Below are 24,916 nucleotides of genomic sequence, written 5' to 3'. Positions count from 1 at the left end.
ATATAACTCCTACCTTTCTAAAAAGAAAACCTCCGCACTCCGGAGGATTCTTTACTTCTCTAACGTATTACGAATTTGTTCCATTCGCATTTTTCCCCAATCATACATCATTTCAACGATTGGTAACAGTGACATGCCTAGTTCCGTCATATAATACTCAACGCGAGGAGGAATTTCAGGATACACTGTTCGATCAACAATCCCATCCTCCATTAACTCTTTTAATTGATTCGACAAAACTTTATGAGAAATGCTTGGGAATAATCGTTGTAATTCACTAAAACGATGAGGCCCTTCTACACCAAGATGCCACAGTATCACAACTTTCCACTTTCCACTAATAATAGAAAGCGTCAATTCCTTTTCACAATTAAAATTACCATTTTGTATTTTCTCTTGAATATCTTTTCGAATATTTTCGGACATTAACAATCTCCTAACTCTGTATGAACTAAAAAGCTCTCTCACTATTGTAAATGAGAGATGCTAAGATGTCTAAAAAGTAATTATACAGAAAAAAGAAGCCGCATAAACGACTTCTTTTTTATTTCAAATATTAGTTGTCATCCATTTTCAGTACAGCCATGAATGCCTCTTGCGGTACTTCTACAGAACCAACAGACTTCATACGTTTTTTACCTTCTTTTTGCTTATCAAGAAGTTTACGCTTACGAGAAATGTCACCGCCGTAACATTTCGCAAGTACGTTTTTACGCATCGCCTTAATTGTAGAACGTGCTACAACTTTGTTTCCGATAGTCGCCTGAATTGGCACTTCGAACTGTTGTCTTGGAATTAACTCTTTTAATTTCTCTACAATCACTTTACCACGGTCATACGCTGAATCACGGTGTACGATAAATGATAGAGCATCCACTTGTTCATTATTTAAAAGAATATCCATTTTCACAAGTTTAGATGGTTTATAACCAATTAACTCGTAATCAAATGATGCATATCCTTTCGTATTTGATTTCAATTGATCGAAGAAATCATATACGATCTCTGATAACGGGATGTCATATGTCAATGTAACACGTGTTTCATCTAAATATTGCATATCAATAAACGTTCCACGTTTACCTTGGCAAATTTCCATTACAGCTCCAACATAGTCATTCGGAACCATAATCGAAGCTTTCACAAACGGCTCTTCTACACGATCGATAGACTGCGGATCTGGCATATTAGATGGATTATCAACAATAACATCTTCACCGTTTGTTAAATAAACTTTATAAATAACGCTTGGTGCTGTTGTAATTAAATCAATCTTAAATTCACGTTCAATACGTTCTTGAATGATTTCCATGTGAAGAAGTCCTAAGAAACCACAACGGAAACCAAATCCTAGCGCTTGAGATGTTTCTGGTTCAAACTCAAGAGCAGAATCATTCAATTCTAGTTTCTCTAATGCATCACGTAAGTCGTTGTAACGCGCAGAATCAATCGGATATAAACCACAGAATACCATTGGGTTTAATTTACGGTAACCTGCTAACGCCTCTGTAGCCGGACGTTTCGCGTGTGTAATCGTATCACCAACACGTGTATCGCCTACGTTTTTAATAGATGCTGCTAAGAAACCTACATCCCCTACCGTTAATTCGTCACGCTGCGTTGTTTTCGGCGTAAATACACCTACTTCTGTTACTTCAAATTCTTTACCCGTTGCCATCATACGTACTTTATCGCCAACTTTTACCGTTCCATTTACAACACGGATGTAAGCAATTACACCGCGGTATGGGTCATATAAAGAGTCGAAAATCATACATTGTAACGGATCTTCCGAATCACCTGTTGGTGCTGGTACTTTTTCAACGATTTGTTCTAAAATTTCTTCAATACCGATTCCAGCTTTTGCTGAAGCAAGTACTGCTTCTGATGCATCTAAACCAATTACATCTTCTACCTCTTGGCGCACACGTTCTGGGTCTGCACTTGGTAAGTCGATTTTATTAATAACCGGTAGGATTTCTAAATTATTATCAAGCGCTAAGTATACGTTTGCTAACGTTTGCGCTTCAATACCTTGCGCTGCATCTACTACAAGAATCGCGCCTTCACAAGCCGCTAAACTACGAGATACTTCGTACGTAAAGTCGACGTGTCCTGGTGTATCAATTAAGTGAAGAATATACTCTTCACCGTCTTTTGCTGTATAGTTTAATTGTACTGCGTTTAATTTAATTGTAATACCACGCTCACGCTCTAAATCCATAGAGTCAAGCAATTGAGCTTTCATTTCACGTTGTGTTAACGCGTTTGTTTTCTCTAAAATACGGTCTGCTAACGTTGACTTTCCGTGGTCAATATGAGCAATGATAGAGAAATTACGGATTTTGGACTGTCTTTTTGCTCTTTCTTCTTTGTTCATCTATGTTCTCAACTCCTAATAGTCTCGCCAATATACACTAGCACTGATTATATCAATAGAGCAGCAAAGATTCAATGAAAACTCGTGCTGCTTACAATACAAATCATTCTATCTATATCTTATGCGAACAAACCATAAGAGACAAACCTTTTTCAAATTAAAAAACGGCTGTCTTACAAATATGTAAAACAACCGTCCTCCGTTTGACTCTTAACTAAAAATTTCTTTTACTTTCCCAACAACTATATCTGTCCCAAACTTTGTCATTTCATAAGCAACACTCGCTATTGCCATACCCATTCCTTCTACGACATTAAAACTTCTTAAACTTTCTAATTGTTTTTGTTTTTCAACAGTTGAAAACGAACTTCCCAAAATTTCTGATTCAGCAGCCTCACCTTCCGTTCCTGTCATATGAGCTACTTGTTCGTACGACAGCTGCTGATAACCTTTCATACTTTTCAAACCATGATTAGCAAGCGCCACCCCCGCTATCATCATAAGTAAGCATAAGGATGCACTACATATACACAAAAGTGTAAAGCGACTTAAACTGTTATCATCTCTTCCCATCAATGTGTATATGCCCCTGTATTATCTTGGTCAATTTGATGATGCAGCGCCGCATTTAAACCACTGGCTATTACATTTGCCATATCTTCTATAAAGGCATCTACCTCCTTTGGAGTCACCATTAAATTATGACCAAGAGGAGATAGCACCTCATAAATTAATTTCCTCTTCTCTTCATCTTCCAACGTACCAACAGCTCCTAAAAACATATTCCGACTCTTTTCATCCGGCATATCTTCTTCTGTTAGTTTTTTCTTTTCTCCAAATGAAAATCCCGCAGGTAATAAAGATCGTGACGGCTTATGTCCCTCTTTCATCTCTCTTCCAAAATGCTTCAAAATAAAATCAATCGTATCACTTGTAATCGAAACGGCATCAACTACAGTTGGAACACCAATTGCGATAACAGGAATACCTAACGTTTCTTTACTTAGCTCCTTACGTTTATTCCCAACACCAGACCCTGGATGAATTCCTGTATCAGAAATTTGTATTGTACTATTTACCCTTTCAATAGAACGAGCAGCTAATGCATCGATTGCAATGACAAAGTCTGGCTTTGTCTTCTCAATGATCCCATAAATAACATCGCTTGTTTCAATTCCTGTAATCCCCATTACTCCCGGCCTGATTGCACTAACAGGCCTAAATCCTTCTTCCACACTTTCAGGCTGCAATTGAAACAAATGTCTCGTTACCAATACATTCTCTACAACTATAGGTCCAAGTGCATCTGGCGTTACATTCCAATTCCCAAGACCGACGATTAAACAACTCGCTTCTTTCGTAACACCAACTTCTTCTAAAAAATAAGAAAATTCTTTTGCAAAAATACGCTCTACCTTTTGTTGCAGTTCCGTATCTTGTTGGCGTATACCTTGCACCTCAAGAGTTAAATAATTCCCAGGTTTTTTACCCATCGATTCAGATGCAACTTCATCAATCGTTACTTTTGTAACTGTAACACCTTCTTCTTCCCTCTCTTTTACAATAACTCCTTGTATCCCATTCTGTTCTTCTTGACGCTCTTGCAACATTTGATGCGCCTCTACAGCTAGGTCAGTTCTAATACTATATTTACTTAAATCTAATGGTTCTTTCATCGTATCTCCTCCGTAATTCATAGTAAATATCGTTAGATTTCCCAAAGTTATATAAGGTCATTCTTTCCTTTACGTGAAATTTCATTGATATACTATTGCAATTCTCTTCACCGTTTGATAGAATATCACTTGTTCTATGTTAAGAATCGAGTCATTCGATTGCACCAGGGAGGTGAAAAGTATGGCAAACATCAAATCTGCTATCAAACGCGCTAAACTTAGCGAAGAGCGTCGTGCACATAACGCTTCTATCAAGTCTGACATGCGTTCTGCTGTTAAAACTGTAGAAGCTTTAGTTACTAATAACGATCTTGAAAATGCTAAAGAAGCTTTCAAAACTGCTTCTAAAAAACTTGACAAAGCAGCTCGTAAAGGTCTTATCCACCAAAACGCTGCAGCTCGTCAAAAATCTCGCTTAGCGAAACAAGTAAACGCGTAAGGCGTTTAAAAAACGATCCATTCGGATCGTTTTTTTATATACAAAAAGTTCACGTGCTAAGCACGTGAACTTTTTGTTTCATCACATATGATTTAACCGCATTAAGAAAAACTCAAGCACAAGTTTCTTATCCATTTTCCCCGTTTTCATACTATAATCAGCTTCCGCTAATTCTATAATTACTTTTTTTAATTCTTCAAAAGAGAAAAACTTCGTTTGATTCATCGCTAACTTTACACGATACGGATGTACACCAATATGAGACGCGATTTGATTCTGTCCATAACCGCGCTGTTGTAACTCTTTTACTTGATGTAGCAAGCGGAATTGACTCACTAATAACGCAAGCAGTTTAATCGGTTCTTCCTGTTGCGTAAATAACCCATCCAATATTTCCATCGCACCCGCGATATCTTTTTTTACCACTTTTTCCGTTAAAGCAAACACATTTTGTTCTACTGATTTCGGCACAAGTTCCGTAACAAGTTTCGGTGTAATCTCTCCGCCCATACCGACATATAACGTTAACTTGTCCATTTCCTTCGCCAACATCGTTACATTACTTCCTACCAGCTCTAACAACAAACTAACAGCTGCATTATCGATGTGTACATGCACTTCATCTGCACGAGCAACAATCCACTTCTGAACATCCTGCACCTGCATCGCATTCGCTTCTACTATATCCGCTGTTTTCTTTAATAGTTTTGTAATTTTTTTTCGTTCATCAAGTTTTTCGTAAGGCGCAACAAAAACAAGAATAGAAAATGGAGAAGGCTCCCCAATATATTCTTCTAAAATTTTTATATTTTGCTCTAACTTTTCTTTTTGTGAAGTTAAAAATAGTGGTGATTTTATTAATAACACTTTACGTTCTCCAAAAAAAGGAAGTGTACGTGCATCCTCAACCACATCTTCTAAATACGCTTCTTCTAAATCATATGTCACAACATTAAACTCACGATCTTCCTCTTCAAGCGCCTCTGTTGTAATAAGCTTAATCGTTTCATTTATAAAAAACACTTCCGTTCCATACAGTAAATACAACGGAGCAAACTGCTTCTTTTTAATTTTTTTATGTATATCACTCATACTTTTTTCCTACTCCCTAACTTGGCAATATATATTTATACTAATGCCCTAGCTTTTGTTTTACAAGTACAAAGGAACAGGCTGTATAACCCGTCCCTTTATTTATATTAAACGCCACGCAATAAGCCCCGGGTTTCTTATTGGTGTGCGGTAATCACCTTCCCTTTATTGTTCGCAATAAAAATCCGAGTATAAGTGCCAACTGTTAACATGCTTGGAAATAAAAAACTCACGTCACTTAACGAATGAAAAGTAATAAAAACACTCTATTTCTCTTCACATGGAAATTGTAGATTTTTTTCTGACAATATTTTATACTAAAGTGGAATGTTGGGGAGGGATTCTAAATGAATGATTTTGAACAAAATGTTCAAAGCAAACGCAATGACGCTATTGATTCAGGGGTAGGATTTATCGTCTCATTTGGTTTTTTCGCAACACTTTTCATTATTGCCACAGTTATTAAATTTATTGGTTCCTAAAGACTGCCACTTCATGGCAGTCTTCTCTTTTTCATCTAGTATGTGTTTCATCATATGTGATTTTACTTTTAAAGGTTCCATTTCCCCCTTTAAAAACATAAGAAATAGCACCTTGCTGATCTGTGCGCCATATTTCAATACCCATCTTCTCAAAACGCTCTATAACTTCCTTATGCGGGTGCCCATATCTATTGCGTTCTCCTACAGAAATAATCGCTACACTAGGCTGTATGAGGCTTAAAAAAGAGGATATAGATGACGTATTACTCCCATGATGCGCAACCTTTAATACATCTGCCCGCAATACAGGATAGTTTGATACTAAACGATTCTCTCCACCTTCTTCTAAATCTCCTGTAAACAACCACGTTACCCCTCCAAATTTCGCCCATATTACAATTGAGGCATCATTTTCATTAGACTTCTTTCCATTTGGAGCTAGTACAAAAAACTCCGCTCCATTCACACTCCAGCTTTCTCCTTCCGCCACTTCACTTATTTTCACGTTCTTTTCTAACGCCTTTTTCTTTAATACTTTTTCTAATATTGCATCTTGTTCTTTCTGGCCAAATACAACTTCCTTTACAGTTATATATGATAATAAATCTTGCGCAGCACCTATATGATCCGCATCTCCATGCGTTACGATTAATTTATCAATTGCTTTGATGCCTTCTTTTTGTAAAAAAGGGATTAAAATATCTTTTCCAATAGAAAATTCATGTTTTTTCCTTTGCCATTCTTCTTTATTGAGTTGAAGTGTTCCACCTGTGTCAATAAGATAAACACCTTTATCATATGGAAGACGAATTAAGATTGCATCACCTTGTCCAACATCAATAAATGTAACGCTACCACTTTCACGAAAATATGGATAGGCATAATGACACGCACAAACGAAAAGAAATACCCCCACAACTATGGACACAATCCTTTTCGACATTCCCCTTTCCCAAACTATCAATATACTAACAATAATTACAAAATATATAGCTACAAGAAGTATAGATGTTTGTCCAAAAACAAGCCGAGTAAACGGAAAAATTTCACAGTAACTTAGAAAATCATTTGAAATACTTAAACCCATTGAAAGTACATTCGCAAGTCCTTTTGCGAGAAATGGGATAATCGGCATACAAATCAGAATAATAATGCTACACGGTAATACAATTATAGATAAAAACGGAACGTATAGGAGATTGAGGAGAATACTATATGGAGAAAAATAACCGAAATGATATAACAGAATTGGAGTACTAACGAGCTGTGAAATAATAGAAATGTAAATCGAGTTTCGGATTACTCCGTTGCTACTCCCTAGTAATAACGGGGCAGATAACAGTAAAGCCAAACTGCCTACAAAAGAAAACTGAAATCCAATATTAAAAACAAGATACGGATCATATATAAGCATACATATAGCCGTTACACTTAAAGCATCTAAGCTAGATATACGAATAGAGCACATGAATGCGATCAGTAATAAAACCCCTGTTATAGAAGCTCTTATAACAGAAGGTGACGCCCCTGCTAAAATCATATACAAAGGAATGCATACAATAAGACATACGGTTGCTACCTCTCTCGTCACACCACTTCTCAGCAAAATAAAGTACACGATCACCATTAACAATACAATATGCGAACCTGAAATCGCCAATAAATGTACAAGTCCAAATTGTTGATATTGCTCTTCAACTTCAAACGTCATTTGTTGTCTATCACCAAATAACAATGCATTCATAAAAGCACCTGATTGTTCTGGGAACATTTCAGTAACTTTGGAAATTGCTTGCTGTCTCAAAAGAAGAATCCATTGCATCGGTGACAATGATGTTTTATGACATTCAGAAATATTTGTAACATCAAATATGAAATGAATATTTTGCTCATATAAATAATCACGGTAATTAAAACCGTGAAAATTTCTGGCTGTTTGTGGTTCTTTCCTCTCACCTTTGAAGACACATGATACCCCTGCATATAATTGTTGCAATTGTTTCTTTTCCAAGGATGATTTAATTTTGTAGCTTAACTGCACTATATTTCCATACTGATCTTCAAATTGAAATGATAGACGATCACCATTAATAAGAGGCGTGTTTCGTATCACTCCTCTTGTAACTTCGTAGGACTCTCCTAGAGCCTTGTTTTCTTCTTGGATACAGGAAGTGTGCATAGCGCCACTAAAACACGCTATCACGCATAAAAGGAAGGTTTTACGAGAAGTACGATATAAACAGAATAAAACGTAGGAAGCTAGACAACAAACACTCAACAAAGCCGACGTGGAAAAGGTAGTTGCAATCCCCATCACAAACGAGATTGCAACATAGCCCCATTGTCCATGCAACTCATACTCACTCCTTATAGCATCATTTTTGCCTGCGTGAATACATGTTGTAATTCTTCTATTGATAAGTTCTCTTTTTCTAAAGATGCAAATAGTTCTTTTAACTCCATATGACGCTTTTGTTCTTCTAGAGCTACAATATCATATTCTAGCGGAACGTGCTTCACTGTGATATTCGCTTTTTCAAATAACTCTACAGCATACGGATGGTTTTTATAATCCTGCGCATAATAAACCGCTGTAATACCACTTTGAATAATCGCCTTACAGCATTGTAAACAAGGGAAATGCGTAACATAAATTTCCGCTTCCTCTGTTTTCACACCAAACTTTGCACATTGTAACAAAGCATTCATTTCAGCATGAATCGTTCGAACACAATGATTATCAATTACGTAACACCCATCATCTATACAATGTACGCCACCTTTAATTGAACCATTATATCCACCAGCAATAATTCGTTTATCACGAACGATTGTCGCCCCTACCGCCAGCCTTGTACATGTACTACGTAAAGATAGCAGATGGCTTTGTGTCATAAAATATTGATCCCATGAAATTCGTTCCATATTTTTCACCTTCTTTTTTGTCTACTTGTAGTGTAGCGAAAGAAGAAAAACTTCGTCAATCTTTTACGGAATAATAATTTGATCTTTTATTTTTTCCAGAGACTTCGCCCCAATCCCATCAATCTCTAATAAATCTTCTATTTTCTGGAACGGACCATGTTCCTCTCGATATTTCAAAATACTTTCTGCTTTTCGGGAACCGATGCCTGTAATTTTTTCAAGTTGTTCTTTAGTAGCTGCATTTATTTGAACTTTCCCATCTCCCTTTGAGACAGCAGCTACTTCTTGCACTTGTTCATTTTTATTTGGTACATAAAGGATCATTTGGTCTTGTACCATTTGCGCTAAGTTCACCTTATTCCTATCTGCTTCTGGCAAAAAACCACCTGCCTTTTCAATGGCATCCTTGACCCGGTCCCCTACTTTCATTTCATACACCCCCTCTTTAGCAACAGCACCTTTCATATCAATTACAATTATTTTTTTCTGCTCTTTTGTATCCGATATTTTCGGTTTACCTTTTTTCTCTATCTCTTTCGCTTGAACATCCGTTGCAATGACTGACCCTTCTGTATGCTGGTTCGTTTTCCAGAAAAATAGAAAAAGTGCAATACCAATAATAGCTACTAATCCTAACCATTTCTTCGGAAAATCCCACATCATTTTACACCTCTAATCATAAATTTATAACATCATTCATATTGTTTAGGAGAAAGCTGTTACGAAGGAGGGATGAAACATTGAACATAGGAATTATAGGGACAGGAAACATGGGGAATATACTAATCGATGCATTTTTAGAAACCCGTGCTGTCAAACCTTCGTGCCTTACAATCATTAATCGAACGCCCGCCAAAGCATATCATATAAAAGAAAAACACCCTTCTGTTCATATAGCCAAAACTATCGATGAAGTAATTGAACGGTCACATCTTATTTTTATTTGTGTAAAACCGATAGATATTTACCCTATCCTACAAAAATATGCTGAACATTTTTCTGATGAAAAGTGCTTAGTTTCTATCACAAGTCCGATATCTCCATCACAATTAGAGACACTTGTGCCATGCCACGTCGCACGTATTATTCCAAGCATTACAAACCGCGCCCTGTCTGGTGCATCACTATTTACATTCGGAAGTAAATGCTCTGAAGAGTGGCAACAAAAACTATTTCGTCTATTCAAAAACATTTCCACTCCCCTTGTAATAGAAGAAGATATAACGCGCGTTTCATCTGATATAGCAAGCTGCGGCCCTGCATTCTTTAGTTATTTATTACAATGTTTTATTAACGCTGCTGTAGATAAAACAAATATTACACATGAAGAAGCCACTACTTTAGTAAGTGAAATGGTCGTTGGAATGGGGAAATTACTCGAAAAAGAGATTTTCACACTACCTACTTTACAAGAAAAGGTATGTGTGAAAGGCGGCGTTACAGGAGAAGGTATTCGTGTTTTAGAAGAACATGTTGGGGATATGTTTCATAAATTAATCGAACGGACACACGAGAAATTTGATGAGGATTTAAAATGCGTTGATCAGCAATTCAATAAACACACATAATAAATACGTCACTATCATTCCAAATCCTTTTTATAAATACCTACTTTTTTATAGTACACGTCCACTTACACAAGTATTTCCACACTTTATGCAGATCATTTCCGTATAATTTTAAATCAAAAATTACATCTTCTTTACAAAACAAAAGCAACCTTCTCGGTTGCTTTTGTTTTATCCGTTTTTCTTCGCCATGAAGAAAATACGCTCTGTTTGTTCTGTAACTTCCAGCCTCTCAAAGTCACCAGTCACGCGAAGCACTGTGAAACCAGCCTCTTCAAGCCATTTTGTCAACTCTTCAACCTGATATGCACGTTGCACGTGACATTCGTCAAAACGATGGTACACATCTTCTTCTGGATCTTGAACAAAGAATGTTAAATCATGCTCTACACTATTTGATTCTTCACCGGGGAAGCAATTCCAAATAAGAGAGATTTCTTCTCCATTCACTGTGTATGTTTCATTTTGAAATACATGATGTATTTTATACAAAGAATGCACATCAAATAAAAACAAACCATCTTGACGTAAATGGTGAAACACTCTTCTAAACGTTTCTTGTACTCCCTCTTCTTGCAATACATAATTTAATGAATCACAAAAGATGGTTACGCAATCAAATTCACCTGGAACATCAAGCTCTCGCATGTCTTGTTGGTAAAAAGGAATAAAGTATCCCTCTCCTCCTAACTTTTGCTGAGCGACCGTTAACATTTCTTCTGAAAGATCGACACCGATTAAATCGTAACCCTTTTGTACGAGCGGAAGGGTTACATTACCAGTACCGCATGCTACGTCAAGAATCTTTGCCTCTTTCATATCCGCTTGCTGCAGACTTTCCTCTGTGAATTCTACCCATTTTTCATAAGGGACATCATTCATTAGTTCGTCGTACAACAATGCAAATTGTTCATATTTCATTGGTCTAGCTCGTCTGTAATATCTTCACGTGGCACATCGCCCCATAGACGCTCTAAATTATAGTGATTACGCTCATCCTTATGGAATACATGAGCAACTACATCTCCAAGATCAACTAATACCCAGCGCGCTTCGTCAAAACCTTCCATACGTTGTACGTCGATTTCGAACTCGTGTGCTTTTGCTTTAATTTCACGCGCAATTGCTTGCACTTGTTTATCTGAGTTACCGTGACAAATAATGAAATAATCTGCAATTGGTGAAATACCTTGCATATTTAGGACAACCATATCTTCTGCTCTCTTATCATCAGCTGCTTTCGCTGCTAATACTAATAAATCTTTATCTTTCATTTAATAATTTCCTCCTTGATAACTGCATTATATGTTTGGAATGTTAATGGATAAATCGTTTGATCTTTTTCCATTAAAAATTGAATTGTTCGCTTTAACGCAAATAATAAAGCTTGATTTATATCCGTATATGCGAGTTTACGAGCTTCTTCCACCCCTGGAAACTTTCGCCCAGGCTCAATGTAATCAGCTACATAAATCACTTTATCTAACATCGTCATTTTCTCATGACCACTTGTATGATATGTAATAGCTTGCAGGATTTCAGGATCCGTAATACCTACTTCTTTTTCTACTAAGTATGCCCCAACAGGTGCGTGCCATAACTCTTTGTTATAACAAAGTAGATCTTTCGGCAAATCTTCACATTTAATAATCTCTTCCATCTCTGAAATTGCTCTACATTTCGCATAATCATGGAATATAGCTGCCACTTCTGCTTTCTTCTCATCCACACCGTATAATTGAGCGAGCTCAATCGCTGTCTCCATTACACCAATTGTGTGTATATAACGTTTTTCATGCATTTGTTGTTTGACAATATGAAGTGCATTCTCACGATTCATACAACCCATTCCTCTCGATATATACCTGTACTTTTTCAGGAAGTAAATATTTACATGTTTTCTTCTCTTTATATCTCTCACGTAGTAAAGATGAAGAAACTGCAAACTCCGGAATTTCCACCGTAGTGATATTATAAGGCGTATGCAATGTATAACCAGGTCTTGCAACACCAACAAACGTAACCAGCTCGAGTAACGCTTCAATGTTATACCACTTCGGTAAATACTCAACCATATCTCCACCAATAATAAAGTGAAACTGCACATCCGGATACTTCTTCGTCAATTGTAACATAGTGTCATATGTATAAGATGGGCCCTTCCTATTCAGCTCTTCTAAACAAATAGAAAAGTGTGTTTCTTCCTCAGTCGCAAGTTCTAACATATGTAAGCGACTTTCTACACTTGTAATATTTCGTCCTTGTTTATGCGGTGGAATTTGGTTTGGTAAGAACCATACCTCCTCCAGATTCAAAGCGTGATACACTTCATTCGCAATTAGTAAATGCCCATAATGAGGCGGGTCAAATGTACCGCCAATGATGCCAATTTTTCTCAAAAGAAACGCCCCTTCCTTTTACATACAGTAACTCTCTTCATTCCTATCCGAAGAGAGCTCACTGTTAATAAAAGTTCAATTGGTTTCGATCTCTACATCATTACGCATCAGCGATAAAAATAGCGCATGCTAACCTTTTTTATCGAGGAAGCTTAATTTGTTTATTTTCTCTTGATTCTTTGTATAACACAATTGTGCTTCCAATTACTTGAACGATTTCAGCACGTGCGCCTTGTGCAAGCTCTTCTGCAACTTCACGACGATCAAATTCACAGTTTTGTAATACGCTCACTTTAAATAGTTCACGAACTTCTAACGCTTCTCCAATTTGTTTCACCATATTCTCATTTACGCCGCCTTTTCCTACTTGAAAAATTGGTGTTAAATGATGTGCTTGTGCACGTAAAAATCTTTTTTGTTTTCCTGTTAACATATATGTTAGCCTCCAAGCTTTTTTATAACTAATTGTTTCATTCGATCAATATTTGGTATGCGTCCTGTCCACATTTCAAATGCAAGTGCCCCTTGATAAACAAACATATCAATACCATTTTGAATGATTGCACCTTGCTCTTTTGCCTCACATAAAATTTTCGTTTCAAATGGATTATAAATTATATCTGATACAATCGTTCCTTTTTTTAACGAACAAATTTGTAATGGCGTATGTTCGACGTATGGATGCATACCTATTGTTGTCGTCTGAATGATAATATCATAATTCTCTTGTTCTTCTGTTGCTTTTTCTAGCGATAAAGCAACAGAAGTAACATGAGCCTTACCTGCAGCAATAAGTTCTTCCGCCTTATCTACTGTGCGATTGGCTACATCAATCTCTTTCACACCTATATCAGCAAGAGAAAAATAAATAGCTCGACTAGCACCACCTGCGCCAAGTAATAAAATACGTTTCCCTTGAAGTGGTTCACTACTAATGGATTGCAATGCTCGAACAAAACCAATTCCATCTGTATTGTAGCCAATCAACTTCCCGTCTTTATGAACCACTGTATTTACTGCACCGATTTGCATCGCTAATGGATTAATCTCATCCAAATACTCCATAATAGCAACTTTGTGCGGAGTTGTTACATTAAATCCTGAAATACCTAATGCTTTTAAACCTCTTACTGCTTCCCCTAGCACTTCCTCTTCAACAAGAAATGCATGATAATGGGCATCCATATTCAAGTGTTCAAATGCATCGTTATGCATAACGGGTGATAATGAATGTCCAATTGGATTTCCGATTACACCATATAATTGTTTCATAAATCCCTCTCCATATTAAATTAAAGATTTACGCAATGAAACACTTACTCCCTTTGGTACGTGTGCAACAATTTTTGCTCCTGGTTCGTTCACAGTAACCCATCCTAATCCAGAAAATACAACATCCGTTTTCGGTTCACGAATATTAAACTCGTATTTCACTAGTTCAGGCATATTCGCTAATTCTTCTGGTGTTGGCGGGCTTAGTAAATCCCCAGCATGATTTTTATACAATTCGTCTGCTTTCTCAAGCTTTGTACGGTGAATTGTTAAACGATTTGAGAAGTGACAAGTAAACGCACGACGACCACCACTTACATAATCAAAACGTGCCAATCCACTAAAGAATAACGTTTGTTCCTCATTTAATTGGAACACCATTGGTTTAATTTCTTTTGTTGGTGTAATAAGCTTTAAGCTTTCTTTTCCAACATAATGAGCCATTTGATGGTGATTAATAATACCTGGCGTATCATATAAAGAAGATTCTTCGTCTAATGGAATATCAATTAAATCAAGTGTTGTTCCAGGGAAATGAGATGTTGTAATTACATTTTCAGTCTCATCACTAAATTCTTTAATCATACGATTAATAAATGTTGATTTCCCTACATTCGTACATCCAACAACATAAACATCTTTACCACCGCGATAATACTCAATAGCATCCGCAAGCTCAGCAATCCCTTGTCCCTTCGCTGCACTAATTAAAAAAACATCTTCTGGCTTTAATCCTAGCTGCTTTGCACTATATCGCATCCAATGCTTTACTTTATCATGTTTTACTGACTTAGGAATTAAATCCGCTTTATTTCCAACAAGTAATACTTTATTATTTCCTACGAAACGATGTAAACCAGGTAACCAGCTACCATTAAAATCAAAAATGTCTACAATCTTAACTACTAGTGCATCCGATTTTCCAATTCCATTTAGAATACGTAGGAAGTCATCGTCCGTTAATGATACATCTTGAATTTCATTGTAATGCTTCAAGCGAAAACAACGTTGACAAATTACTTGTTCTTTCTCTAAAGATGAGGTAGGAGCATATCCCACTTCATTTTTATTTTCTGTTTGAATTTCTACACCGCAACCAATACATTTAATTGTTTCAGTCAAACTTTATTCCTCCCAGTTGATTAAACCTTTTTTCTTCATATTTCTCATAATTCGTCGTTCAATTTTCCGATTAAAGCGCGTCACTAACCCGTCCGTTTGTGCTACCGGTACAACTAAAATTGTATGAAGTCCCACTCGATTTCCACCAAGCACATCCGTTAGTAATTGATCTCCAATCACTACAACTTCATCTGGCTGTAAACTCATCTCTTGTATCGCACGCTTAAATGCGCGAACAAATGGTTTACGAGCGCTATGAATAAATGGAATACCTAATGGATCAGCAAAGTCTTTCACACGTTGTTCATTATTATTTGAAACAACTGTTACTTGGATGCCTTGCTCTTTCATTTTCAAAAACCACTCTTCAAGTTGTGGCGTTGCATTTGGGCGATCCCATTCAATTAAAGTGTTATCTAAATCTGTAATAATGCCTTTAATTCCACGTTTTTTCAAATCTTCTGGTTGAACATGATATACATTTTTCACATATTCATTTGGTAAAAATAACTTCAATTTCTTTCACCTCTTTGAGGAGTTTTCATAAAATTTTTCGACAACATTTTTCGATATATAACCTGTGGATAAAATTGTACACATTTTCCACATTAATTTGCCAGTTAATTTGGAATTTACTAACAATCTATACACACTTTATCCACCTAGGTGTGTGGATAACCCCTTGTTTGTGACTGTCATATTTTTTTGGTACATTAAATGCAACAACGAATCAATCCTTATATTATTAGGAGGTGACTCACCTTGAAAACAAAACATATGGAACAGTTATCTACTGAGTTACTCACTGAGTCTTATTATAAAGCAAAAGAACTAAAATTAAATCCCGACTTCATTTTACTTATAAAACAAGAAATGATTAGACGCTCATTAGAGGACAAGCTTGTCAAAACGTCTTGATTACATATAAAGTGATAACTTTAATCAGTCCGCACCTGTAAAAAGAGCCATCCTGCGATGGCTCTCGAATAAACAAGTACTCCCATCTAGGGGGGCTTTCATCATTAAGCATCTTTGTCCATAACTCTTACTTACCGATATAATGTCTTTACTTATGAGCTAATCGAGTAGCAATTTTTTCACCAAGACGAAGTTCTTGTCCACTCTTCAATCCTTGCACTACTTCTATCATATCTTTTTCAAACAATAACACAACTGTTGAACCAAATGTAAAGTATGCCATTTCTTCACCTTTTTGAACAGTACTTCTTTCATGCAAAAGCTCAATACTATTCACAAACATAGCACCTACTTTTACAAGCGCCATATGCTCGCCATCACTATTCACTTCTGTAACAGAACGATAGTTTTTTGACAGCGGCTCTTTTCCGTATTCCATACCCGCAGCATTTACCGGATACGATTTTCTACCGAGTATAAATCTTTCAGTCACGGAACCAGAAAGCGGGCTATGAATGCGATGATAATGACTTGGGCTCAAATAAATAACCATATATGTACCGCCTGCATATCGCTTTGCACGCTCTTCATTACCTAGCATATCCACAATTGAATAACGCTTTCCTTTAATATCAAATGTTTTTGTGTCCTCAATCGGACCGTGATCAGCAAAAACACCATCAACAGGGCTAACGATACTCCGTGCATCTGTATCAATACTACGCTTTCCTTCTTTTAGCCTACGCGTAAATAATTCATGCAATGTTCTATATTCCTTCAAACCCTTTTCCATCTCATCTTGATTAAGTTTAAAAACCTTCGCATATGATGGAATAATGATAGAGCTTAAACGAGATTGTGCAAATTTACGTAATATATAAGAAGTAAAGCGACCATTTGTAAGTTCGATCATAAGTCGATATAATGTACGTCGCAAATTGCGAAACCTCCTAATCAGCCTATAACTTTAGTTTCCCCTTCTTTTCTTTCTATATCATATGTAAAATTGGTTCTTATTCCCACATATCATATAGAGCTGTCCCATTATACAGACAGAAAACTAAGTATAGTATTATCCTTAAATTGTTTAGCACCTTCTAATATTACAGATAGAATCCTTCATTTTCAACAGTGAACATGCATTTCTTCTTATCACAACTCGTTTTCTTTCCCTATTTACAAAGAAAAGCAGCCAATTTTAAAATATGGCTGCTTGCAATATATATTATTCTTTTGCTTTTTTCTCTTTCTCAGCTCGCACAAATTCATGAAACATTTTCATTAAGGCGCGCTTTTCAATTCTTGATACGTAGCTTCTGGAAATACCAAGTGCCTTAGCAATCTCCCGCTGCGTTTTTTCTTTATCCAGTCCAAGCCCAAAACGCTTCACGATCACTTCTTTTTCTCGTTCATCTAAAATATCGATATACTCTTTAATTTTTTCTAACTCCATACTAAGCTGAATCATATCGATTACATCTTCAGACTCTGATTTTAATATATCAATAAGCGATATTTCATTCCCCTCTTTATCTTGCCCGATCGGATCATGAAGTGAAACGTCTTTTTTCGTTTTTTTTAGCACACGTAAATGCATCAAAATTTCATTTTCAATACAGCGTGCTGCATACGTTGCGAGCTTTGTTCCTTTTCCTGCTGAATAACTCTCGATCGCTTTAATAAGCCCAATTGTACCAATTGAAATTAAATCTTCTGCATCTTCACCCGTGTTTTCAAATTTTTTAACGATATGGGCTACAAGCCGTAAATTATGTTCAATTAAAAGATTTCTCGCTTGAGCATCACCTTGCTCCATTAACTCTAAGTACTTTCTCTCATCATCTGATGATAACGGCTGTGGAAACGCATTATTCTTCACATAAGAAACAAAGACAAATACTTCTCGAACCATATATCCAATTGCGGCGAATAGACTCAAACCTTTCACCTCCGCCAAAATAGTGGTCTTTACTAAGTGTATGTGGGCGTGAGGTTGTTTGTGTCTGTACGATATAAATATGGAATCCTTAGCTTTTTGTCGAACGAAATAAGTCTTTCATACCTTGCATATTTTTTCCAATGTATTACAATATGTTAAGTTCCAAAATTTTGAAAGAGGTGTTTTCATGCGATACGCTACGTCACAAATCAGAAACCTTGCAGTACTCACATTATCATTTTTCTTACTTTCAGCTTGTGGACAACAAACGTCTCCTACAAAAACTGAGGCTACTAAACAGGATACTGCCGCATCAAAAGACAGTACAAAAACGGAAGATAGCCAAAAAACTGAAGACAATGCAAACACTGAGAACAACACAAAAACTGAGAACAGCACAAAAACTGAGAACAACGCAAAAACTGAGAACAACACAAAAACTGAGAACAACGCAAAAACTGAGAACAACGCAAAAACTGAGAACAACGCAAAAACTGAGAACAACGCAAAAACTGAGAACAGCACAACAACTAAAAACAACACAAAAACTGAAAATAATACAAAACCTGAAGCAACATCTAAAAACCCCCAGAAAGATCAACAGCCAGCTAAACAACCAAATATACAAGCCGATACTATTAAATTCACAAGTGAAGATGCTGTGAGGGTTCTCGAGAAAAGAATGGGAACTCGCTCAGAGGAAATTCGTTATGGATCTGGGGAAGACAAACTAATTGGCACAATAAATGGTATTAAACTATACGACGTCTTATACGTACGCGAATCTCCTGAGAACTCGCGCGCTCTAAATTTTGCAGTAGGATCTGATGGAAATCTATATAACTGGTCGAAAGCTCAAGATGGTGTTCTTCAACCACTTAATAGCAATTAACAAATTATTCTACGAACATAGTAAAGGCCAATCGAAACGTATCGATTGGCTTTTACTAATATTCACTCCAAATTTTCTCCCCAGTATGCGCATCAATATAACGAATTTCTCGACTACATTCAAAGGATTCTTTATAATTTTCATTCGTTGTTTGTTTATACAGTAGTTCGTAGTTCGTTTCCTCTACCTCATTTTCTAAAAACCATTCTAAATTAACTCTCATGGCCTCTCTATATACTTCTAACGCTTCTTCTTTTGTTACTTTTGGTGTTGTTTCATATGTAAGTAATTCTTTTATAAATTTGCTAGACTCTCCAGAGTAGTGCATCACTGCACCATTTTCTGCATTGATGTTGATCATAATATATTTCCGCTCTACATGAATGTCATTTACATACATTGAAAAGGAAAACCTCTCTATCCCCTCTTCCTCTTCATAATCATCCCAAAGCTGAATATACTTTGTCGCATCTGGGATAGTATGCTCTAAAAATTGAAGTGCTTTGCTTAAACATTGCTCTCTTGATAAGATTGTTCTTCTTTTTTTCTCATCCTGCCACATAAAAAAAGAAAGCAATTGATTTGTTTCTTTATCTAGAGTAATTACAACAAATTCATCATGCTTCAACATCGGAAAATGTTTTTTATAAAACTCATCCATTGAATATGAATCCTTCTCTTCTACTTCTTTTTGTAATTCTTCTTTTAATACAAATTTTATCCGGACTTCATCCTCATCTACTTTTTCATCTAATTTTACAAATTTCTCCTTGTCCCAATCAAATAAATCAAGCACATCTTTTTTTGGACTACTCTTTAGGGGTTTATCAACAAGTACTGTAGAAGGTAATTTATAATGGTCTGGCCCATATAAATCTTTACCTGTACTTGCTTTAATAAACGCATAACTAGGCGCTGGCTCATATACAAGATGATGCCCTTTTATTTCCTCACCATTTTCATATTTACATGAAGAGTATGTTAAATCTACAAATACAAGTCTCATATCTTGTCTAGCTTTCAAATTTTCTAAAACGATATTCTCCTCAACAATTTCACTTGGCCATAACGGTTTTTTCTCTATCGCTTTTTGTCCATTATAATGGAAATTCACAACATTACCTGAAGGATGGACTCGTACAACACATCCTGTATTCGGCAATGGATAGCTATTCACTTCCTGCATATAATTTACTTCTTTCCAACCGCGCCTATCGTCCTTGACCTTCACATATGTATAACTTTCTAATCCTTCTTTCACATATTTCTTTATAAATACATTTGCAATTTCCCTTGCCTTATTCTCCTCTATCGCTGCCTTACCACTTGAAAAAGAATTTTCATCACCTATCCTAAAATCAATTAAATTACCGGTATGTCTATTCAGCGTAATCTGTACCGTTTTCTCCTCATCCTCTTTATGCTCCCACCATAATAGATGATATGGGTCATCCACACCTTCTTGATCATCTACAACGAGTCTATAATCATCCGAAATTTCAATAATATGTGCCACTTTCTCTTTTCTTTCTTTATCTTTTTGATTCATCATACCCCTCCTTTGTTACAATTTAAGGTAATTATAACAAACAAAACCAAAAAAATATTAACAAAAGAAGACTAGAGATATCTCTAGTCTTCTACTTCGTTTCACGATGTAATGTTACCCGTTTTAATCGTGGACAATATTTTTTTAGTTCGATGCGCTCTGGGTTGTTTCGTTTATTCTTTTTAGAAATATAATTACGATCACCACACTCCGTACAAGCTAATGTAATATTTACCCGCATATGTCATTCTCCTTTCGTTCAAAAATCGCAACTAAAACGTAATGATTACGATTTAAATAATATACAACTTCACTTAATTTGTCAATTACAAGAAAAAGACAAAAAGCTGAAACAATTAGTTCATACGAAATTCACACGAATCTATTACTATAGAACTTGTACATAGTGAACTTATTAACAATCACGTTTATTCATATAGAATCTCATTCGAAAGGAGTTGAAAGTATGAAAACTAAATATCGTTTTATGGTTTCATCATTTGCTGCTTGCGCTTATATGATTTGGTATTTAGTATAGTAACCTCACTTGTAAATAGGAAAAGGTGTGTATATAAATGGAATATAATCAATCAACAGTTAACTATTGGAAAGCTTTTGTATTACCGTATACATTTGCTTTAGAAGAGTTAAAAACTAAATTTGAAATTATGAACCGGGAAGCTCAATTTCTAGAGGATTACAACCCGTTTGAACATATAAAAACTAGACTAAAACAACCTGAAAGTATTATTAAAAAGCTAGAGCGTAAAAACTTATCACCAACAGTGGAAAATGCTCAAACACAGTTACAAGATATCATTGGCATTCGTATTACATGCTGCTTCGTAGAAGATATCTATCATTTAAAAGAAGTAATTCAAAAGCGTGAGGATATGGAAGTCATAGATGTAAAAGATTATATTGCTAATCCAAAAGGGAACGGATATAAAAGTTTGCACATGATTATTAAATATCCTTTATCATTAAATTCTGGTACAAAAGATGTATTTGCAGAAATTCAGTTACGTACACTTGCTATGGATTTTTGGGCAAGTTTAGAACATAAACTTTATTATAAATACGAAGGCAATATACCTGAGTATTTAAAAGATGAGCTACACGATGCAGCAATGAAAGCTGAAGATCTTGACAATAAAATGGCGACAATTCGCCAAGATATTGATGACATTGAAGCATGCTCAAATCAAATTTTACTACCACTTTAAAAAAGGTTCTCTCTTATGAGAACCTTTTTTATTTCTTTTCTATCGTGCGAACCTCTTCAATTTTCCATTTCTCATCTTCTTTTCCAAGCGCATACTGCACTTTCTTCTGAAGGGTGACTTCCCCATCTGTTTCCTTTTCTTTCGTTTCAACAATCACATAGCCTGCTTTACTAGCTTTCATATCTAGATGTTCCAATTCAATTTTCTTATTTCCCTTTTGAAAAGCTGCTTCTTTTTGTGTTTTTAAGTCTTCGGCACTAGGCATCTTCTTTGAAAATAACTCCATATGTTCAGCAAGATTTTTTTCATTCGTTGTCCGTACAAATGTCTCAATAACATCTTGAATAGACTTCTCTTCTTCTTTCGTTATCTGTACCTTTTCTTCAGTTTTCTTAGTAGTAGTTTTTTGTTCTACATTTTCCTCTTGAGATTGACATCCAACTAACAATAATACTACTAATAACAATCTGAATTTCCCTAAGAAAATCTTCATCTTTCCAACTCCTAAAAAGAAAAGTGAGGCATTTCGCCTCACTTTCATTTATAATTAGCGTCTTCCTTTATTCGGATCGCCACCGCCAACAATATCAAAGACACGTTTCGCGATATTTGTATTCTCTTGAACACCAGAGAATAAGTATTTACCTGGTCCAAATGCATACACGTTTACATCTTCACCTGTATGTCCACCAGTTGTCCATCCTGTAACCGAGCGCTTATTGAAAATATCTTCAATCGCATTATCAATCTTTGTTACATCTTTTGATGGAGCTATATCATTTACAGCTTTAATTTCTTCTGGTGTTAATTGTAAATCAATATATTTTTTCAATGTTTCTTCTACATTTGCACCTTTTGCAATTTCATTCGCCATAAAGTCTGGTGTGCGTTTTGCAGCTTTAATTGGATCTACTTTAAAGTTATACTCGCCATTCGCACCTAGAGATAATCCACCTGTAGCGTGGTCTGCCGTTGCAATAACTAACGTATTTTTATCTTTTTTCGCAAACTCAATCGCTGCTTTGAAAGCTTTTTCGAAGTCTTCCATTTCACTCATTGCACCAACGATATCATTATCATGCCCAGCCCAGTCAATTTGACTTCCTTCAACCATTAAGAAGAAACCATTTTTATTTTTGTTCAAACGCTCAATTGCTGCATTTGTCATTTCTTCTAATGAAGGTGTTTTCTCATTACGATCGATCATTTTATCTAATCCACCTGGTGCAAATAAACCAAGAATTTGATCATTTTTATCATTTAACAATTGATTTCGATCTGTTACATAGCTATAACCAGATTTCTTAAATTCTTCTGTAAGGTTACGATCTTTTCTAACAAAGTTATTTACGCCGCCGCCAAGCATAACATCTACTTTATGCTTCCCTTTAATTTTCTCATCAAAATAATCATTTGCAATTGCATCCATATTTTTACGGCTAATATCATGCGCACCGAAAGCAGCTGGTGTTGCATGTGTAATTTCAGAAGTTGCAACGAGTCCTGTTGACTTTCCTTTTTCTTTCGCTTGCTCCAGAACAGTTTTCACTTCCGCTTTATCGTTATCAACCGCAATTGCCGCATTATATGTTTTAATCCCCGCAGACATAGCTGTTGCTGCTGATGCAGAGTCCGTAATATTTTCATGTTCATCTTCTGGATATGTTTTTTGTGTTCCTACAAGATGCTTATCAAATTCTGTAGATTCCATCTCGAATGTTTTCGGATTATCTTTCATATAACGATGAGCCGTCATATATGAAGGACCCATACCATCTCCAATTAATACGATAACATTTTTAATCTTTGCATTGCTTCCATTCTCATCTGCATTAACCTCGCTAGAACGAGTAAAATTCCATGCTGCTACCGAAGTAACTGCTAATGATGCCACAACTGCAAATGGCCATGCTTTTTTTACAAACTTTTTCACTGTATTGTCCCCCTAATTAGGTTATTCATTTCCCACTATCAAATTTAATAGAAGACTATTAAGAGAAAATTAGTTATATGTAAATTTTTTGTTAACTTATGTAAATATCAGTTATAATTTGTATAACTTTGTCTGTTCATACCAACCATCTTCCCCTTTACAATCAAAATATAAACAAGTTGGATTTCATTTAACGTAAATCTCTTATTTAACATTTTTAATCTACTTTTATGAAAATTAATAGAAATGTGGTGAACATTTATGAAAATAATAAAGCTAGATGAAACTTTTATTTTTGATTTACTCGACCTTTGCAAAGCTATTGGATGGTTACAAGATAAAGCATTTATGAAAAAACAATTCGAAATGTATCTTTCTCTCGGCACATTTATCGGTTATATGTATGAAAATAAACTGATTGCAGCTGGAGGAGTATTTCCTTTTAAAAATAGTTTTTCTACTATTGGTATGTTAATCGTCCATCCTAATTTTCAAGGCCGAGGCATCGGACGTATTTTGCTTAATCACTGCTTAGAACACACTCACCCAAAACAACCAATTGCACTTATTGCAACAAAAGCTGGCGAGCCTCTTTATACATCATGCGGATTTCAAACAGTAACGACGATTCATCGTTTTGAAAAACAAACTACTAAGACACATATCACTCATACACAACAAGTAAAAGAGAAAGACCTTATATCGCTTATTTCTCTCGATCAAATTACAACCGGTGCCGATCGTTCTTTAATTTATTCATTACTATTACCAAGAACCAGCCACTCTTTTAAAATTGAAAGACATAACTGTATAGAAGCTTTTTCCTTATGCATACAAAAAGGTAATATATTATGTATCAATCCACTTATCGCCAAACGAGAAGAAGATGCTATTCAATTACTACAAAACATATGTGAATGTTGGAATGGCACAGTAAGGATTGATGTCCCACATCCACAATTTTCATTCCGCAAATTTCTTCAAACAGAAAATTTCCAAGAAACGCTCCTTTCACCTCTTATGATAAAAAATGGTAGCCAACTTCCTGGAAATCGTGAGATGCTATTTGCTATGATAGATACAGCATTATGTTAGAAAGGGGAC

At 35.8% G+C, this 24,916-nt stretch carries 29 protein-coding genes; 7 read left to right on the top strand and 22 right to left on the bottom strand.

Annotated elements, in window-relative coordinates; translation table 11 throughout:
• Positions 1-51: 51 nt before the first annotated feature.
• The 4 genes from BAQ48_RS22985 to gpr form a co-directional block, all read right to left on the bottom strand.
• On the bottom strand, positions 52-426 hold the full coding sequence (locus BAQ48_RS22985) for a winged helix-turn-helix transcriptional regulator (RefSeq protein WP_001293546.1): 375 nt from the start codon (positions 424-426) through the stop codon (positions 52-54).
• 130 nt (positions 427-556) lie between these two features.
• Positions 557-2,380, bottom strand: coding sequence for an elongation factor 4 (lepA, locus tag BAQ48_RS22980; protein WP_001030958.1), 1,824 nt, complete (start codon positions 2,378-2,380; stop codon positions 557-559).
• A gap of 210 nt (positions 2,381-2,590) precedes the next feature.
• On the bottom strand, positions 2,591-2,956 hold the full coding sequence (locus BAQ48_RS22975) for a YqxA family protein (RefSeq protein ID WP_079999681.1): 366 nt from the start codon (positions 2,954-2,956) through the stop codon (positions 2,591-2,593).
• Complete coding sequence (gene gpr, locus BAQ48_RS22970; RefSeq protein ID WP_000662613.1) at positions 2,953-4,056, bottom strand: GPR endopeptidase; 1,104 nt, start codon at positions 4,054-4,056, stop codon at positions 2,953-2,955. The genes BAQ48_RS22975 and gpr overlap by 4 nt, the downstream gene beginning before the upstream one ends.
• A gap of 181 nt (positions 4,057-4,237) precedes the next feature.
• On the opposite strand from gpr, the gene rpsT reads away from it, so the two are divergent.
• A complete protein-coding gene (gene rpsT / locus BAQ48_RS22965) occupies positions 4,238-4,495 on the top strand; it encodes a 30S ribosomal protein S20 (protein WP_001274011.1) in 258 nt (85 codons plus the stop codon).
• Between the two features lie 81 nt (positions 4,496-4,576).
• Here rpsT and holA read toward each other — a convergent pair whose 3' ends face one another.
• Positions 4,577-5,587 (bottom strand): DNA polymerase III subunit delta, encoded by a 1,011-nt coding sequence (gene holA / locus BAQ48_RS22960; RefSeq protein WP_071712967.1) that lies wholly within the window; start codon positions 5,585-5,587, stop codon positions 4,577-4,579.
• Between the two features lie 347 nt (positions 5,588-5,934).
• Between holA and BAQ48_RS22955 the strand changes: the two genes are divergently transcribed.
• Positions 5,935-6,069 (top strand): YqzM family protein, encoded by a 135-nt coding sequence (locus tag BAQ48_RS22955; protein ID WP_000997609.1) that lies wholly within the window; start codon positions 5,935-5,937, stop codon positions 6,067-6,069.
• 31 nt (positions 6,070-6,100) lie between these two features.
• Here BAQ48_RS22955 and BAQ48_RS22950 read toward each other — a convergent pair whose 3' ends face one another.
• The 3 genes from BAQ48_RS22950 to BAQ48_RS22940 all read right to left on the bottom strand — a co-directional run bounded on the left by BAQ48_RS22950 (position 6,101) and on the right by BAQ48_RS22940 (position 9,657).
• On the bottom strand, positions 6,101-8,422 hold the full coding sequence (locus BAQ48_RS22950) for a DNA internalization-related competence protein ComEC/Rec2 (protein WP_071712966.1): 2,322 nt from the start codon (positions 8,420-8,422) through the stop codon (positions 6,101-6,103).
• Positions 8,423-8,436: 14 nt separating this feature from the next.
• Positions 8,437-8,994 (bottom strand): ComE operon protein 2, encoded by a 558-nt coding sequence (locus tag BAQ48_RS22945; protein ID WP_071712965.1) that lies wholly within the window; start codon positions 8,992-8,994, stop codon positions 8,437-8,439.
• A 63-nt stretch (positions 8,995-9,057) separates the two neighbouring features.
• Positions 9,058-9,657, bottom strand: coding sequence for a helix-hairpin-helix domain-containing protein (locus BAQ48_RS22940; RefSeq protein WP_071712964.1), 600 nt, complete (start codon positions 9,655-9,657; stop codon positions 9,058-9,060).
• A 77-nt stretch (positions 9,658-9,734) separates the two neighbouring features.
• On the opposite strand from BAQ48_RS22940, the gene comER reads away from it, so the two are divergent.
• Entirely contained in the window at positions 9,735-10,562 is an 828-nt protein-coding gene (gene comER / locus BAQ48_RS22935) for a late competence protein ComER (RefSeq protein ID WP_071712963.1), read from the top strand.
• 171 nt (positions 10,563-10,733) lie between these two features.
• Here the strand turns inward: comER and BAQ48_RS22930 are convergent, their stop codons facing one another.
• The 8 genes from BAQ48_RS22930 to BAQ48_RS22895 form a co-directional block, all read right to left on the bottom strand.
• Positions 10,734-11,483, bottom strand: coding sequence for a class I SAM-dependent methyltransferase (locus BAQ48_RS22930; RefSeq protein ID WP_071712962.1), 750 nt, complete (start codon positions 11,481-11,483; stop codon positions 10,734-10,736).
• Positions 11,480-11,836, bottom strand: a complete 357-nt coding sequence (rsfS, locus tag BAQ48_RS22925) for a ribosome silencing factor (RefSeq protein WP_071712961.1) — start codon at positions 11,834-11,836, stop codon at positions 11,480-11,482. Before rsfS ends, BAQ48_RS22930 begins: the two co-directional genes overlap by 4 nt.
• Positions 11,833-12,402 (bottom strand): bis(5'-nucleosyl)-tetraphosphatase (symmetrical) YqeK, encoded by a 570-nt coding sequence (yqeK, locus tag BAQ48_RS22920; RefSeq protein ID WP_071712960.1) that lies wholly within the window; start codon positions 12,400-12,402, stop codon positions 11,833-11,835. Before yqeK ends, rsfS begins: the two co-directional genes overlap by 4 nt.
• Positions 12,392-12,961 carry a nicotinate-nucleotide adenylyltransferase gene (gene nadD / locus BAQ48_RS22915; protein ID WP_071712959.1) on the bottom strand — a complete coding sequence of 190 codons (570 nt, stop codon included), beginning with the start codon at positions 12,959-12,961 and terminating at the stop codon, positions 12,392-12,394. Before nadD ends, yqeK begins: the two co-directional genes overlap by 11 nt.
• A gap of 139 nt (positions 12,962-13,100) precedes the next feature.
• Positions 13,101-13,394: a ribosome assembly RNA-binding protein YhbY gene (gene yhbY / locus BAQ48_RS22910; RefSeq protein WP_000955228.1), complete on the bottom strand. Its 294-nt coding sequence runs from the start codon at positions 13,392-13,394 to the stop codon at positions 13,101-13,103.
• 5 nt (positions 13,395-13,399) lie between these two features.
• Positions 13,400-14,233, bottom strand: coding sequence for a shikimate dehydrogenase (gene aroE, locus BAQ48_RS22905; RefSeq protein ID WP_071712958.1), 834 nt, complete (start codon positions 14,231-14,233; stop codon positions 13,400-13,402).
• Between the two features lie 15 nt (positions 14,234-14,248).
• A complete protein-coding gene (gene yqeH / locus BAQ48_RS22900) occupies positions 14,249-15,355 on the bottom strand; it encodes a ribosome biogenesis GTPase YqeH (RefSeq protein ID WP_071712957.1) in 1,107 nt (368 codons plus the stop codon).
• Between the two features lie 3 nt (positions 15,356-15,358).
• Entirely contained in the window at positions 15,359-15,871 is a 513-nt protein-coding gene (locus BAQ48_RS22895) for a YqeG family HAD IIIA-type phosphatase (RefSeq protein WP_000765302.1), read from the bottom strand.
• A gap of 246 nt (positions 15,872-16,117) precedes the next feature.
• Between BAQ48_RS22895 and sda the strand changes: the two genes are divergently transcribed.
• Complete coding sequence (gene sda / locus BAQ48_RS22890) at positions 16,118-16,273, top strand: sporulation histidine kinase inhibitor Sda (RefSeq protein WP_000850098.1); 156 nt, start codon at positions 16,118-16,120, stop codon at positions 16,271-16,273.
• 148 nt (positions 16,274-16,421) lie between these two features.
• Here sda and BAQ48_RS22885 read toward each other — a convergent pair whose 3' ends face one another.
• Both BAQ48_RS22885 and sigK read right to left on the bottom strand, forming a co-directional pair.
• The gene (locus BAQ48_RS22885; protein WP_001254983.1) at positions 16,422-17,210 is read right to left on the bottom strand and encodes a phosphatidylserine decarboxylase; all 789 of its coding nucleotides are present in this window, start codon (positions 17,208-17,210) and stop codon (positions 16,422-16,424) included.
• Positions 17,211-17,498: 288 nt separating this feature from the next.
• Positions 17,499-18,212 (bottom strand): RNA polymerase sporulation sigma factor SigK, encoded by a 714-nt coding sequence (sigK, locus tag BAQ48_RS22880; protein WP_000051382.1) that lies wholly within the window; start codon positions 18,210-18,212, stop codon positions 17,499-17,501.
• Between the two features lie 187 nt (positions 18,213-18,399).
• Here sigK and BAQ48_RS22875 point away from each other — a divergent pair, with 187 nt between their 5' ends.
• Positions 18,400-19,104, top strand: coding sequence for a hypothetical protein (locus tag BAQ48_RS22875; protein WP_071712956.1), 705 nt, complete (start codon positions 18,400-18,402; stop codon positions 19,102-19,104).
• A gap of 55 nt (positions 19,105-19,159) precedes the next feature.
• Here BAQ48_RS22875 and BAQ48_RS22870 read toward each other — a convergent pair whose 3' ends face one another.
• Together BAQ48_RS22870 and rpmG are read right to left on the bottom strand one after the other, a co-directional pair.
• On the bottom strand, positions 19,160-20,656 hold the full coding sequence (locus tag BAQ48_RS22870; protein WP_071712955.1) for a YcdB/YcdC domain-containing protein: 1,497 nt from the start codon (positions 20,654-20,656) through the stop codon (positions 19,160-19,162).
• An 88-nt stretch (positions 20,657-20,744) separates the two neighbouring features.
• The gene (rpmG, locus tag BAQ48_RS22865) at positions 20,745-20,894 is read right to left on the bottom strand and encodes a 50S ribosomal protein L33 (RefSeq protein WP_001265617.1); all 150 of its coding nucleotides are present in this window, start codon (positions 20,892-20,894) and stop codon (positions 20,745-20,747) included.
• A gap of 334 nt (positions 20,895-21,228) precedes the next feature.
• On the opposite strand from rpmG, the gene BAQ48_RS22860 reads away from it, so the two are divergent.
• Positions 21,229-21,879 (top strand): GTP pyrophosphokinase, encoded by a 651-nt coding sequence (locus tag BAQ48_RS22860; protein ID WP_000456227.1) that lies wholly within the window; start codon positions 21,229-21,231, stop codon positions 21,877-21,879.
• A gap of 28 nt (positions 21,880-21,907) precedes the next feature.
• Here BAQ48_RS22860 and BAQ48_RS22855 read toward each other — a convergent pair whose 3' ends face one another.
• Positions 21,908-22,420: a hypothetical protein gene (locus tag BAQ48_RS22855; RefSeq protein WP_116758552.1), complete on the bottom strand. Its 513-nt coding sequence runs from the start codon at positions 22,418-22,420 to the stop codon at positions 21,908-21,910.
• A gap of 6 nt (positions 22,421-22,426) precedes the next feature.
• Complete coding sequence (locus BAQ48_RS22850) at positions 22,427-23,812, bottom strand: alkaline phosphatase (RefSeq protein ID WP_071712953.1); 1,386 nt, start codon at positions 23,810-23,812, stop codon at positions 22,427-22,429.
• 261 nt (positions 23,813-24,073) lie between these two features.
• Here BAQ48_RS22850 and BAQ48_RS22845 point away from each other — a divergent pair, with 261 nt between their 5' ends.
• On the top strand, positions 24,074-24,907 hold the full coding sequence (locus BAQ48_RS22845; protein WP_071712952.1) for a GNAT family N-acetyltransferase: 834 nt from the start codon (positions 24,074-24,076) through the stop codon (positions 24,905-24,907).
• Positions 24,908-24,916: the final 9 nt, after the last annotated feature.

The organism is Bacillus luti (assembly GCF_001884105.1).
GTDB classification, from domain to species: Bacteria; Bacillota; Bacilli; order Bacillales; family Bacillaceae_G; genus Bacillus_A; species Bacillus_A luti.
Note: the sequence above shows the minus strand (reverse complement) of the source record. Positions and strands in the feature narration are given on the sequence as shown.

Coding starts and splice junctions, on each gene's coding strand:
- BAQ48_RS22985 (WP_001293546.1), bottom strand. CDS start 426: ATGTCCGAAAATATTCGAAAAGATATTCAAGAGAAAATACAAAATGGT.
- lepA (WP_001030958.1), bottom strand. CDS start 2,380: ATGAACAAAGAAGAAAGAGCAAAAAGACAGTCCAAAATCCGTAATTTC.
- gpr (WP_000662613.1), bottom strand. CDS start 4,056: ATGAAAGAACCATTAGATTTAAGTAAATATAGTATTAGAACTGACCTA.
- rpsT (WP_001274011.1), top strand. CDS start 4,238: ATGGCAAACATCAAATCTGCTATCAAACGCGCTAAACTTAGCGAAGAG.
- holA (WP_071712967.1), bottom strand. CDS start 5,587: ATGAGTGATATACATAAAAAAATTAAAAAGAAGCAGTTTGCTCCGTTG.
- BAQ48_RS22955 (WP_000997609.1), top strand. CDS start 5,935: ATGAATGATTTTGAACAAAATGTTCAAAGCAAACGCAATGACGCTATT.
- BAQ48_RS22945 (WP_071712965.1), bottom strand. CDS start 8,994: ATGGAACGAATTTCATGGGATCAATATTTTATGACACAAAGCCATCTG.
- BAQ48_RS22940 (WP_071712964.1), bottom strand. CDS start 9,657: ATGATGTGGGATTTTCCGAAGAAATGGTTAGGATTAGTAGCTATTATT.
- BAQ48_RS22930 (WP_071712962.1), bottom strand. CDS start 11,483: ATGAAATATGAACAATTTGCATTGTTGTACGACGAACTAATGAATGAT.
- rsfS (WP_071712961.1), bottom strand. CDS start 11,836: ATGAAAGATAAAGATTTATTAGTATTAGCAGCGAAAGCAGCTGATGAT.
- yqeK (WP_071712960.1), bottom strand. CDS start 12,402: ATGAATCGTGAGAATGCACTTCATATTGTCAAACAACAAATGCATGAA.
- yhbY (WP_000955228.1), bottom strand. CDS start 13,394: ATGTTAACAGGAAAACAAAAAAGATTTTTACGTGCACAAGCACATCAT.
- aroE (WP_071712958.1), bottom strand. CDS start 14,233: ATGAAACAATTATATGGTGTAATCGGAAATCCAATTGGACATTCATTA.
- BAQ48_RS22875 (WP_071712956.1), top strand. CDS start 18,400: ATGCGATACGCTACGTCACAAATCAGAAACCTTGCAGTACTCACATTA.
- BAQ48_RS22870 (WP_071712955.1), bottom strand. CDS start 20,656: ATGATGAATCAAAAAGATAAAGAAAGAAAAGAGAAAGTGGCACATATT.
- rpmG (WP_001265617.1), bottom strand. CDS start 20,894: ATGCGGGTAAATATTACATTAGCTTGTACGGAGTGTGGTGATCGTAAT.
- BAQ48_RS22860 (WP_000456227.1), top strand. CDS start 21,229: ATGGAATATAATCAATCAACAGTTAACTATTGGAAAGCTTTTGTATTA.
- BAQ48_RS22855 (WP_116758552.1), bottom strand. CDS start 22,420: ATGAAAGTGAGGCGAAATGCCTCACTTTTCTTTTTAGGAGTTGGAAAG.
- BAQ48_RS22845 (WP_071712952.1), top strand. CDS start 24,074: ATGAAAATAATAAAGCTAGATGAAACTTTTATTTTTGATTTACTCGAC.